The 12,475-nt window shown below is 50.1% G+C and carries 11 protein-coding genes and 1 riboswitch; of the genes, 10 read left to right on the forward strand and 1 reads right to left on the reverse strand.

Annotated elements, in window-relative coordinates:
• Positions 1 to 59: 59 nt before the first annotated feature.
• Positions 60 to 1,130: a hypothetical protein gene (locus tag B4V02_RS00315; protein ID WP_244188417.1), complete on the reverse strand. Its 1,071-nt coding sequence runs from the start codon at positions 1,128 to 1,130 to the stop codon at positions 60 to 62.
• Positions 1,131 to 1,645: 515 nt separating this feature from the next.
• Positions 1,646 to 1,841, forward strand: a riboswitch (cobalamin riboswitch).
• 202 nt (positions 1,842 to 2,043) lie between these two features.
• Here B4V02_RS00315 and B4V02_RS00320 point away from each other — a divergent pair.
• The 10 genes from B4V02_RS00320 to nikE all read left to right on the forward strand — a co-directional run bounded on the left by B4V02_RS00320 (position 2,044) and on the right by nikE (position 12,451).
• Entirely contained in the window at positions 2,044 to 3,627 is a 1,584-nt protein-coding gene (locus B4V02_RS00320; RefSeq protein WP_094153346.1) for an ABC transporter substrate-binding protein, read from the forward strand.
• 15 nt (positions 3,628 to 3,642) lie between these two features.
• The gene (gene nikB, locus B4V02_RS00325) at positions 3,643 to 4,572 is read left to right on the forward strand and encodes a nickel ABC transporter permease (protein ID WP_094153347.1); all 930 of its coding nucleotides are present in this window, start codon (positions 3,643 to 3,645) and stop codon (positions 4,570 to 4,572) included.
• 15 nt (positions 4,573 to 4,587) lie between these two features.
• Entirely contained in the window at positions 4,588 to 5,403 is an 816-nt protein-coding gene (gene nikC, locus B4V02_RS00330; RefSeq protein ID WP_094153348.1) for a nickel transporter permease, read from the forward strand.
• Positions 5,403 to 6,389, forward strand: coding sequence for an ATP-binding cassette domain-containing protein (locus tag B4V02_RS00335; RefSeq protein WP_244188418.1), 987 nt, complete (start codon positions 5,403 to 5,405; stop codon positions 6,387 to 6,389). The genes nikC (B4V02_RS00330) and B4V02_RS00335 overlap by 1 nt, the downstream gene beginning before the upstream one ends.
• The gene (locus tag B4V02_RS00340) at positions 6,386 to 7,165 is read left to right on the forward strand and encodes an ABC transporter ATP-binding protein (RefSeq protein WP_094153349.1); all 780 of its coding nucleotides are present in this window, start codon (positions 6,386 to 6,388) and stop codon (positions 7,163 to 7,165) included. The genes B4V02_RS00335 and B4V02_RS00340 overlap by 4 nt, the downstream gene beginning before the upstream one ends.
• 142 nt (positions 7,166 to 7,307) lie before the next feature.
• A complete protein-coding gene (gene nikA, locus B4V02_RS00345; protein ID WP_094153350.1) occupies positions 7,308 to 8,933 on the forward strand; it encodes a nickel ABC transporter substrate-binding protein in 1,626 nt (541 codons plus the stop codon).
• Positions 8,934 to 8,979: 46 nt separating this feature from the next.
• Positions 8,980 to 9,924 (forward strand): nickel ABC transporter permease subunit NikB, encoded by a 945-nt coding sequence (gene nikB, locus B4V02_RS00350; RefSeq protein WP_094153351.1) that lies wholly within the window; start codon positions 8,980 to 8,982, stop codon positions 9,922 to 9,924.
• Positions 9,924 to 10,754 carry a nickel ABC transporter permease subunit NikC gene (gene nikC, locus B4V02_RS00355; protein WP_094153352.1) on the forward strand — a complete coding sequence of 277 codons (831 nt, stop codon included), beginning with the start codon at positions 9,924 to 9,926 and terminating at the stop codon, positions 10,752 to 10,754. Before nikB (B4V02_RS00350) ends, nikC (B4V02_RS00355) begins: the two co-directional genes overlap by 1 nt.
• 19 nt (positions 10,755 to 10,773) lie before the next feature.
• Positions 10,774 to 11,604, forward strand: a complete 831-nt coding sequence (nikD, locus tag B4V02_RS00360) for a nickel import ATP-binding protein NikD (protein WP_094153353.1) — start codon at positions 10,774 to 10,776, stop codon at positions 11,602 to 11,604.
• A 37-nt stretch (positions 11,605 to 11,641) separates the two neighbouring features.
• Positions 11,642 to 12,451 (forward strand): nickel import ATP-binding protein NikE, encoded by an 810-nt coding sequence (gene nikE, locus B4V02_RS00365; RefSeq protein ID WP_094153354.1) that lies wholly within the window; start codon positions 11,642 to 11,644, stop codon positions 12,449 to 12,451.
• Positions 12,452 to 12,475: the final 24 nt, after the last annotated feature.

Consider the following 12,475-nt stretch of genomic DNA (forward strand, 5'->3'; position numbering starts at 1 on the left):
CGGAGAGAGGACGTAAGCCTCTTTTTCCGGCTTTTTGGCATAGGATTATTCAGAACGGATTATTTGTTCAGCAGCATGAAGTTATTGATAAAACCCTCTTCCTGTATGAAGATTGGGGTTTGGATTTTTGATGTGAAATCATAATAATATACGCCGCGCCCTTCCTCCTGATTTTTCTGGGAGGCACTGCCCAAATAATAGATGCCCTTGCCGTCCGGGGACATATAGATAAAGCTGCGGGACGAAATGGGGAGTTCAAGCTTGGTGCGTTTGCCAGTAGCAATATCCACAAGACTATACTCGGGGTTACCATGATTAATGAAACGAGCAGTTACCAGGAGCAATTGATCATTACTGCTGGACATTGATAGGATTTGTTCGTTCTTTAGTGTGATGACAGGTCTCTCTTGTTTGGTGATGTTATTGAATTCTGTAACCCTGTAGTCCGGAGGGATCATAGTGGCCTGTTTCTTGGTTGCGATGTCTCTTTGTTTATCTCGTCCATTTTCAGAAAATTGGGAAATGTAAGTTGCGCTTTTGCTAGGGTTGTAAGATACAGACCAAGTATTCATATCCTGATTTTCATCATGCAAGAACTGCATTGTATGAGTTGATTTATTGTAGAAAACGGTTTTAAGTGTACGTTCCCCTTTTTTGACGGCGGCTAGAACGAGTGGACCTTCTGGAGTAGTTGGTACTATACGATTAATCGCAAACAAATTATCGGATAATTGTTCGATTTTTTTTGAATTTAAATCGTACGAAAATAATTGGTCTCCCTTATCATCAACATCAGCAGAATAATAAATTTTGTGATCAGGTAAGGACACTACAGAAAGTGGGTATTGAGAAGTATAAGGTACATCAGCCATCTTGGCCATTTTTTTACTGCTTAAGTCATACGTCATGACCCGCATAACCATACCTTTATCTGTATTTTTCCCATTCACATATTCTGTATAGGTCATGGATAGATATTGGCCTTGTCCGACTGGAGCTGTCTTTTCGCCTGATTGGATTTGTTTCGATGGAATTGATTCTGTTGCTGGAGTAGAAGATGGAGAGCAGGAAGATAACAGAGCTGGAACGAGCAAGGAAAGTATAAAGAAGCGAAAGCTGTTTATTTTCAAAAGGATACATCCTTTCTAAGATGAGGGATTTACTAATATTTTTACTGCGCAGTGGTGCTAAAGTTAACTCTTAGTTGGTTTATATATTAGAAGAATTTGCTAGAGTGGTAGGAAGAGGCGTGGTGTACAAATTTCGGAACAAGCGAAAACCCACCGCGTAATTAGGTTAGGCGCCTAACGGTGGGTTTCGTTTGCATTAACATTCAGTTATGCAGCGCGCCGTGGTGGTGATCCACAGCCTTTCAAGTCCTAGAGTCTTTGCCGTTGGAGCGGCGAAGACTCTTTTTTAGTATACGGACACGGTGGGTATCTATATACCTAATTTTAGCACGTGAATTGCGTGCATGCAACGGAAAGCCATAGCTCTGATTCTCACCATATCGTTCAAATTTAAATTATTTCGCAACATTTGTTGACAAGTCAGTAGCAACAAAATAAGATAGTCCTAAATCGTAATATAAAGGAATAAAGGAAGAAAACAGGTGTGAGCCGAACTTTCCACATACAGGGTTTATTGAAGCCTTGTAGTGGTGGGCTATGTGTTCACTTAAAAGGGAAGTTCGGTACATTCCGACACGGACCCGCCACTGTATACAGGCATCAGCAGAAGACTGCTGGAGTTTTCAGAACAGCCACTGGAACTGTGAAGAACCGGGAAGGCCTGAAAGGTACGCCTGAAGTCAGGAGACCTGCCTGTTTTAACATCACTGTCGGACCCACGGGATGCTGGGGAGGTGGTTAGGCGTGCTGCATACGGAATGTCTGAAACCGACCGATCCCCTTTTTTAGAGGGTGCAGAGGGTGAGCTTTGGCATTTTATAATGGAAGCATTTCTGACTGCTGATCATGCGGTCGGGGATGCTTTTTTCACGTTAGGTTATATGATTTTACAAGATAGAGGGGGATTTATGGAATGATGAGCAATCGTAATAGGCGTTCATGGCTCATATGTACGGGATTGCTGCTGCTGATGGTAGTTATGGCTCTTTCGGGATGTGCCACAACCAATAAGATGGCGGACAACTCCGGCAAGGGTGAAAACACACCCACTAAGCAGAACGCAGCGGATAAAAAGCTGGTGATGGCATACACTTGGAAACCGTCAGGCGTTGACCCGCACGGAGATAATAGCTGGGATGTTATGCGGTCCGGTGCAGGTGAGACACTTGTCCGTTTGAATGAACAGCTGGAGCCTGTAGCTTGGCTGGCGAAAGGGTGGAAGCAGGATAGTCCTACCGTCTGGACGTTCAGCTTGCAGGATAAGGTTACTTTTCATGATGGAAAAAGTATGGATGCAGCCAGCGTCAAGGCTTCGCTGCTCCGTTCTATTCAAAAAAGCCATCTGGCGAAGGATTTGCTGGATGTGAAGTCCATTGATGTAAGCGGTCCGCTGGCGTTGAAAATCACGACAAACCAGCCGAACGCGGCGCTGGTGTCCAATCTGGCTGATCCATCGACGATTGTGCTGGATGTAGCGTCTATGAAAGATGAGCAGAGCTATCCTGCGATGACAGGTGCTTTTAAAATCAAAGCGTTCAACAAGGATCAATCCTTGGTTGTAGAACGCTATGACGGATATTGGGGAGAGAAGGCTCATCTGGCTGAAGCGACGATGAAGTTCATTACGGATGGCAATTCGCGCCTGATGGCGCTGCAATCCGGTGAGGTGGACGTAGCGACGGATATTCCGGTGGATAACGCGGAGGTGTTGAAAAAGAACGACAAGCTGCAGGTGCTGTCGGCTCCTTCCTTGCGTACCCATATGATCGTGTACAATATGGAGTCGCCTGTGTTCAAAGACGCAGCGAACCGCAAGGTTGTGGACAGTCTGATTCCACGCGCATCCATTGTGAGTGCGGTCATGAGAGGCTTTGGTACGGAGGCAAGCAGTCCATTCCCGAGTATTCTTCCCTTCGGGAAGGTCGAGCGTAAAGCACTGGACGGAACGCCGGAGCAGCTGCTAACAAAGGATGGCTGGCGAAAGGACGCCCAAGGTACATGGACCAAGCAAGGCAAGCCGTTCGAGGTTACGCTGCTGACCTTCCCTCAGCGCCCGGAGCTATCCGTAATGGCTGAGGTCATCCAGAGCCAATTACTGAAAGAGGGGATTCAGGTCAAGATTCGCAAGGTGGAAAATATTGATGAGGCGTTGACCAAAAACGATTGGGATTTTGCCATGTACAGTATGCTGACGGCCCATACAGGGGAGCCGCAATATTTTATGGATACCTTTTATTCTTCGAAAAGCGAAGCTAACGTGAGCCGTTATGTCTCCAAACCGCTGGAGGACATTCTTGGCCGGTTGAAGTTGGCAAAAGATACTGCAGAGCGCAATGGGTTGACACTGCAAGCATTAGATATCATTAATACGAATTTACCGCAGTCGTTCATTGTGCATCCTGACAATGTATTTGGTGTGAAAAAAGGGGTAGAGGGCTTTACGCCCCATCCGATTGAGTATTACTACATTACAGCGCAATCCGATATTGCGAAATAGCGGGCTACGTATCTTATGATTCGTTTTATTCTGGAACGTGCGGCGCAGCTGGTCATCATTGTATTTGCTGTCTCTACGGTGACTTTTGTGCTGATGAGACTAGCTCCGGGGGACCCTGCTACCATTTTGCTTACTGCACATAATGTACCTGCCTCTGAGGAGGCGTTGACGGCACTGCGGAATGAGCTGGGCTTGAATGAGCCGCTTCATATTCAGTATGTGAACTGGCTGCGGGATGTGTTCACAGGGCATTGGGGCACTTCGTATGTATCCAAGGAGTCGGTGCTGGCCGAGCTGTGGAGCAGACTGCCTGCTACTGTAGAGCTGGCTTTGGCCGGATTTGCCGTGATGACCGTGCTGACTCTGGGGATGGGACTGGCCGCCTCGGTCAAATCCAGCGGCCCGCTGGATCGTCTGAGCAGACTTTTGGCCCTGTTGGGCTCGTCCATTCCCTCCTTTTGGCTTGGCTTTCTGTTGATCTATTTGTTTTCTGTTTGTCTGGGCTGGCTCCCATCCATGGGCAGGGAGGACTGGACGCATCTGGTGCTGCCAGCCCTGACCCTTGGCGCAGGTTTGGGGGCCGTACAAGCTCGTGTGCTGCGTGCGCAAATGCTGGAGCTGAGTGATCGGAATTTTGTGAAAGCGGCGAAGGCCAGAGGCTTCTCCCGTACGCATATTCTGTTTTTTGAAGTATTTAAGCATGCCATTCTGCCTATTATTACGCTGTTAGGTACGAATCTGTCATTTATGCTTGCAGGTAATGTCATCGTGGAGACGATTTTTTCATGGCCGGGCTTGGGCAAGTATTTTATAGATGCGATTACGCAGCGAGATTACCCCGTGATTCAAGGGTATGTTATTTTTGCTGCATTTTTAATTGTAGGCGTTCAGTGTTTGGTAGATGTGGTCCAGACGGCGATAGATCCAAGGCTGCGTTTGCGTTAGGGGAGGAAGCTGGAAATGAAAAGGATACGGCTTTCCTTCAAAGGAAGCCTGCTGACTGGCAGTGTGCTGTTTGGCCTGATCGTGCTGCTCGGGGTGCTGGCTCCATGGGTTGCTCCTCATGATCCTCTGAATGTGGACCTTCTGAACCGTCTGGCCCCACCTAGCCAGGAATACCCCTTTGGTACAGACCACCTGGGGCGGGATGTACTGTCACGGCTGATTTACGGGATTCGAACGAGTGTGTTAATCGCGTGCGCGATTACTGTGGCTACGCTGAGTGTCAGTCTACCGATAGGCTTGCTCATTGGCTATGTACGTGGGCGTGTGGATCAGCTGATCATGCGGGGAATTGATGGCGTGCTAGCTTTTCCCGATATTATTTTGACGGTGGCGATTGTGGGGATTTTGGGCCCGGGTTTTGTTAACATGACCTTGGCTATTATTGCGGTACGGTGGGCGGGCTATGTCCGTTATATCCGCAGTCTGGTTCAAAAAGCCTGTCAGGAGGACTATGTGCGATATGCCCGTTTATCCGGCAATTCACACATACGCATACTAAGACGTTACGTATTGCCACAAGTGTTGCCGCAGTTGGTTGTTTATGCGGTATGGGATATCGGGCGCGTGGTGCTGATGATTGCCGGGCTCTCCTTTCTTGGACTGGGCGTACAGCCGCCCAAGCCAGAGTGGGGCGTGATGCTGCATGATGCAACCTCGTATTTTCAGGTGGCTCCGCATGTCATGATTTTTCCAGGCTTGGCGATTATGCTGTTTGTGCTTGCGTGCCAGCTGCTGGGTGACCGTTTTTCTGAAAAGGAGGCGGCGAAATAGTGGAGCATCGGACAGACATTGGTCGAAAGGATATGATAGAGCGAGTGGACGGGCGCAAGCCGCTGTTACACGTGGAACATTTGGGGATAGGCCGTATAGGCGCGGGAATAGCTAATGAGACGGGAACAGGCTCGGATGCAGGTAGAAAATCGGAAGCGAACGGGGAAATAATGCGGAACGGTGGCCATCAACCGCTGCTGCGAGATGTGAGCTTTTCCGTATATCCGGGCGAAATTGTGGCTCTGACCGGACCGAGCGGGTGCGGCAAGAGCCTGACTGCACATGCAATCGCAGGCATGCTGGAGCCGGGGATCGCTGTTACGCAAGGGCATATTTACTATAACGGGGAGGACATCGTCCCGTTCCATGAACGGCGCTGGCAAAGGCTGCGCCGCGAGGATATTGCGCTGCTCATTCAGCAATCGCTGAGCGGGCTGAACCCGATCCGTACCGTCCGCGCACAGTTGACGGATACGTTAAGGCTGCACGGGCGGCGTCATTTGCCGCACGAACAGAAGGAGCCGGGGCATGCTGGTGCTCATACTGCCCCGTCCTTCGCTGCACCGCAGCAAGCCGTTCTACAGGGTGCGCTACCCTGGATGAGACGGATGATAAGCCGTGCCACGGAGCTAGCTGGGGGCCGCGCTACGCAATCGCAGGAGGCTTATCTACACGCTCTGCTCCGCAAGGTCGGATTTGCGGACCCGGAGCGCATTTTGTCGTCGTATCCGTTTGAGCTAAGTGGAGGCATGTGCCAAAGAGTGCTGCTGGCTGCCATGTTAAGCTCCGGGCCGCGCCTCTTTATTGCCGACGAGCCAACTACGGCGCTGGATGTCATCAACCGGGACAAGGTTTTGGCATTGCTCCAGCAGCTGAGAGAGGACTTCGATCTCACCATTTTGTTGATTTCTCATGACCGTCAGGGCATAGGCCGTATAGCGGATCGCGTATTGGAGATGAGGCCGGAAGGAAGGATGCACGAATGATACTGGAATTGAAGCAAGTGACCAAAACTTATCCTGTCCGCAGACGGAAAAAAGGCTGGTTTAGCAAGCAAGATAGCGAGCAGGCCGCCGTGAAGCAGGTAAGTCTTGAATTACAGCGGGGAGAATGCCTCGGACTGGTTGGGGAAAGCGGAAGCGGCAAAAGTACGCTGGCACAATGTATCATGAGGCTGGAACCGTTGACCTCGGGGGAGGTTTGGCTGGATCGTCAGCCCATTCACAGTGGAAAGGTGAAGGATGTTCATCTGTACAAGCGAGTCCAGTTGGTCGCTCAGGACTCGTCTTCCTCACTGCATCCCCGTATGACCATTCGCGATATTTTGCTGGAGCCGATCCGCAATTATTTTCCTGAGCGAAAAGCGCAAGCGCTGGATATCTGTCTGTCCCTGCTGGAATCGGTAGGCTTGGAGGCTGACAGTCTGGAGAAATACCCATCACAGCTAAGCGGCGGACAAAAGCAGCGGGTATGCATCGCTCGTGCGCTGGCGGTGGAGCCGGAAATCATCCTGTTTGACGAATCCGTCGCCAATCTCGACGCAGCAACACAGTCCTCCGTACTCGACTTGCTCAAGAAAGTCCAGATAGAACGTCAGTTATCCTACCTTTTCATCACTCATGATCTTCAATCCACCCGTCCGTTTTGTGATCGGATTGCCGTTATGTATCAGGGGGAGATCGTGGAAGTATTCAAGGATTGGGATGAAAGCCTGTTACAGCATGAGTACACTCACACCTTGTTTCAAACGTTGGTGGAATGATCCATCTATCTCAAATTATACAAATTTAAAATAAATTTGATCTTTCCTTGTCGAATATTGTTGACAAAATAAGATGTGCTACCTATTCTTAATATGATTATGATAATCATTATCACATATATAGAAAAGGGGAAAAACATTGATGTCCGTTCGACACCGCAAGACTACCACCCTTATGTTGGTGGCAATCCTCCTATTATCCGTTATTTTAGGTTGCGCGAAGCAGGAGGATACACCTGCATCCACCTCAATGAACGGAGCTGCCAATGAAAAGTCGATCACGCTATCGTGGCCGCGTGACATTGGTACAATGAATCCTCACGTATACAACCCTTCCCAGCTTTTTGCACAATCCATGATTTATGAGCCGTTAGTCAGCTACAAGCAAGGAGGCAAGCTGGAGCCTGCTTTGGCTGAATCCTGGACGATATCCAAGGACGGCAAAACATATACGTTCAAGCTTCGCAAAGGTGTGAAATTTTCAGATGGAACACCGTTCAACGCAGCTATTGTCAAAAAGAACTTTGACGCAATCATGAAAAATGATAAGACGCACAGCTGGCTTGGTGTGGTAGGTGTTCTCGACAAAACGGAGGTCGTGGATGACAGCACCTTCCGATTGACGCTCAAGGAGCCGTACTACCCGGTGCTTCAGGATTTGTCCGTCGTTCGTCCGTTCCGCTTTTTGGGTGAGGCCGGGTTCCCGGATGATGGGGACACCTCCAAAGGCATCAAGAAACCTGTAGGTACAGGACCTTGGATGCTGGATGAATACAAGCAGGATGAATATGCAACCTTTAAGCGCAATCCAAATTATTGGGGAACTGCACCGAAGGTGGATAAAATTATCGTAAAAATCATTCCCGATAGCGAAACGCGTGTAATGGCCTTTGAGAAAGGCGATTTGGATCTGATTTACGGAGAAGGTGTCATTAGTCTGGATGCCTTCAAGCAGCTTCGCGACACAGATAAGTATGTTACCAAGCTGTCCGATCCTGTCGGCACAAGAAGCCTGCTGCTCAATTCGTCCAATCCCAAGCTGTCAGACCTCCGCGTACGCTTGGCCCTCCAGCATGGCTTTAACAAGCAGGCGATGGTGGAAGGTGTGACCTCAGGGCTGGAGGAAAAAGCGGATACCGTTTTGTCCAAAAACTATCCGTATACGAATGTGGACTTACAGCCCGTGGGCTATGATGTGGAAAAATCCAAAGCGCTGCTGGATGAGGCCGGCTGGAAGCTGCCAGCTGGCGGTACGGTGCGGGAGAAGGATGGACAGCAACTCGATTTTGAGCTGATTTTTGATAAAACCGATCCGATCCAAAAGGCGATGGCTGAAACCATTCAGGCGGAATGGGGAGAGTTGGGTGTTAAAGTGAACCTGACCGGGCTGGAGCTGACGGTTCAAATCAAGCGCCTTAGATCCAACCAGTTTGATCTGTACTTCTGGTACAACTATGGTGCGCCTTATGATCCTCATTCTTTTATTAACGTCATTGCCAAGAAGAGCTTCGGGATTTCCGAGGTGCTAAGCGCCCTTCCAATGAAGAAGAATCTGGATCAGCAAGTACACGAAGCACTCTCATCGACAGATGAAACCAAGCGTCAAGAGCTGTATGCTTCGATTCTGAAGACGCTTCAGGAGCAATCTGCCATTGTGCCTATTTCATATATTAAGAAAACTGCCGTATACCAGAAAAAAATTACGAATTTTGTATTCCCGGCCAACCGGGATGAAAATCCATTTGATGGAATTGAAATCGGAAAGTAGTTGAAATGAAAGGGTAACGTTCGTTTACAGAAGAGGAGGACAACTTGTGATCAGCTATATTGGGAAACGAATGATAGCGGTCATTCCTATTGTTCTCTTTGCCACTCTCGTTACCTTTGCACTCATTCATATTTCACCGGTTGATCCGGCCGAGGCCTATTTGACAGCAGCTCACATCTATCCGACTCCGGAAATTCTGGAGCAGAAGCGGCATGAATTCGGGCTGGATCAGCCTTTGCTGACACAGTATATGCAGACGCTGCAAAGAATCAGCCGGCTGGATTTTGGTACTTCGTACCTGACAAACAAGCCGGTGTGGGATGAGGTGAAGGTTCGGCTGCCGGCCACTGCCGAGCTGGCCTTGAGCAGCATGCTGCTATCCATTGTGGTGAGTATTCCGCTGGGCGTACTGGCGGCGATACGTAAAAATGGCTGGATCGACATGCTTAGTCGAGGGGTTTCATATGTTGGAGCGTCTATTCCACAGTTCTGGCTGGGATATCTGTTGATTTTCTTTTTCTCTGTCCGGTTGGACTTGCTGCCTGTAGAGGGGCGGGGAACATGGCAGCATTTGGTGCTCCCCACGTTGACCCTGTCGTTCGTTCTGATTGCTCTATATACGCGCCTGCTGCGCTCCAGTGTATTGGAGCAGCTTCAGGAAACGTATGTGCAGTATGCCAGAACCAGAGGGATTCGTGAACGTATAATTATGCTCAAGCATGTGCTCAAAATTGCCATTGCTCCGCTGATTACGGGTATGGGCATGAATCTGGGCAAGCTGCTGACCGGAACGATTATTGTGGAGCAGGTGTTTTCATGGCCCGGTTTTGGCCGATATTTTGTGGAAGCGATTTTTAACCGGGATATTCCCGTCATACAATGCTATGTGTTTTTGGCGGCATGCCTGTTCATCGTATGCAATTTGCTCGTTGATCTGGTGCATTTGTATATGGACCCCCGAATTTCAGCGAAGGGACGAGCAGAGCGGTGATGATAAGGTTGCGTACAATGTTCAAGGGTCAAAAAGTAATCGTGGCCTGCTCTGTCGTGCTGGCGGCTCTTTTCATCATTATGGCGATAGCCCCGTGGCTGGCCCCCCATGATCCGGTTAAAGTCAATTTATTGCACAAGCTGGAAGGACCTTCGAAGGAATACTGGCTGGGAACTGATCATTTGGGTCGGGACAATCTGTCCCGGCTGCTGTATGGAGCGCGTATTTCGCTCGGCTTTGCGACATTGATTTTCCTGTCCTCGCTTGGCATTGGTGTCGTGATTGGATCGGTTGCAGGTTATGTGGGCGGCTGGGTCGATAGTGTGCTAATGCGGTTTTGCGAAGGGATTATGGCGTTCCCGAATCTGGTGCTCGTACTGGGTATTGTCGGTATTTTTGGGCCGGGTCTGATGCAGGTGCTGCTTGCCTTGATGATGGTGCAGTGGGTGTATTATGCCCGAATGTGCCGCAATATGGTCGTTAGTCTGAAAGAGCGGAATTTTATAGCGGCCGCAAGGATTAGCGGCTCCTCCTCAGGAGCCATTATCCGGAGGCATATCATTCCCAATGTGCTGCGTCCGATTGTGGTTATGGGTACGCTGGAGATGGGCTGGGCGATCATGGATATTTCCGCGTTGTCTTTCCTCGGTCTGGGTATCCAGCCACCGACTCCCGAGTGGGGAGCGATGATTCATGAGGGAACAGGCTACATCCGCAGTCATCCGGAATTAATGATCTATCCGGGCGTCATGATTCTGGTAGTGGTCATGGCCTTCAATATATTGGGAGAGGCGCTGTCAGACCGGTACGGAATTTCCAAACGTCAGTAAAACAGGAGTGAGAACAACGATGGATGACGGGGCGAAGTCGAAGGTGCTGGAGGTCCGCGGCTTGCAGGTGAAGCTCCAAACGGGTACAGGGACAGTGCCTCTGCTGGAGCCAATTGATTTTGAACTGAAAAAAGGGCAGGTACTGGGTCTTGTTGGCGAAAGTGGAAGCGGCAAAACGGTGACCTGTAACGCCCTGCTCCAGTTGCTGGATCGCCAGACGATGGACGTAAAAGGCAGTGTCCGTCTGAATGGGCGTGAGCTGAACGGAATGGCGGCCGAGGAGATGCGGCGTATTCTTGGCAAGGACATCGCGTTGATTATGCAAAATCCGATGAATGCTTTTACGCCCGTGTATACGATCGGGGCTCAGTTTATGGAAACCATCCGCACTCATACCCAATTGACCACACGACAGGCCCGTAATCTTGCTATAACAGCTTTGGAAAAGATGAATTTGCCCGAACCGGCCAAGCTGTTGAAGCGGTATCCCTTTCAGCTCAGCGGGGGGATGCTACAACGCGTCATGATTGCCATTTCCATGTGCCTGCGTCCTGCGGTGGTGATCGCGGATGAACCGACAACAGCGCTCGATGTCGTGAATCAGCTACAGGTGCTGAGAGAGCTGGACCGCTTGCGCACAGAATACGGCACCTCCATTTTGCTGATCTCGCACGATCTGGGAGTGATTTCCCAAATGGCAGATGAAGTAGCTGTCATGCAGCAGGGACGTATTGTCGAGCAGGCGGAGGTTCATCGGCTGTTCAATCAGCCGCAGCATGAATATACGAAAATACTGCTGCATGCCAGGCCCAAGTTGTCCCTGCGGGACATGAACCAGGTAGGCGGTTAGTCGCCTGTGGACGGTTACACATTCAATAGGGGAGCGAATGCGCGTGCTGCAAGTGAAGGAAGTAACTCATAGCTATGGAAGGCGCAAATGGCTGGGCCGCTCCGAACTACGTCCCCCCGTGCTGTCCGGCGTTTCGCTTACGATAGAGAGCGGATTTTGCCTGGGCTTGCTTGGAACCAGCGGAGCGGGTAAAAGCACGCTGGGCAAGGTCATTCTGGGGCTGGAGAAGCCGCAGGAGGGCCAGGTGCTGTTTCAGGGACAGGACATTTATAATGGAAGCACACAGGTCCGCAGGGAGCTGCGACGGGATATGCAGGTCGTATTTCAGGACTGCTATTCCGCTGTAAATCCCCGGATGACCGCCGGGCAGATTATCGGGGAGCCGCTGGACAATTACGAACGGCTATCGGTACAGGAGCAAAAGAGAACGGTGGAGAACCTGCTGGAGCGGGTCGGTCTCAAGCCGGAGGATCGGAATAAACTTCCGCATCAGTTTAGCGGCGGACAATTGCAGCGGATCAACATTGCCCGAGCCATTGCCCTCAAGCCCAAGCTCATCGTGCTGGATGAGTCCGTCAGCAGCCTGGATATGGTTCACCAGATGCATATTTTATCCCTGCTAGGAGAGCTGAAATCCTCGTTCGGGTTGTCATATCTGTTCATCACGCATGATATTCGGGCAGCTTCCGCCGTCTGTGATGGCATCGCCGTGATGGAGCAGGGGAAATTGATCGAGCGCTGTGATGACAAGGATCGGATTTTTGAATCCGCCCATCCGGCTGTGCAACGGTTGATCTCATCTATTTTGCCGGAACATCCAGCAGATCGTCTTCCACTTCATGAATGACAGTTGACCCGCAAGGGTCCTTTT

This window comes from Paenibacillus kribbensis, from assembly GCF_002240415.1.
GTDB classification, from domain to species: domain Bacteria; phylum Bacillota; class Bacilli; order Paenibacillales; family Paenibacillaceae; genus Paenibacillus; species Paenibacillus kribbensis.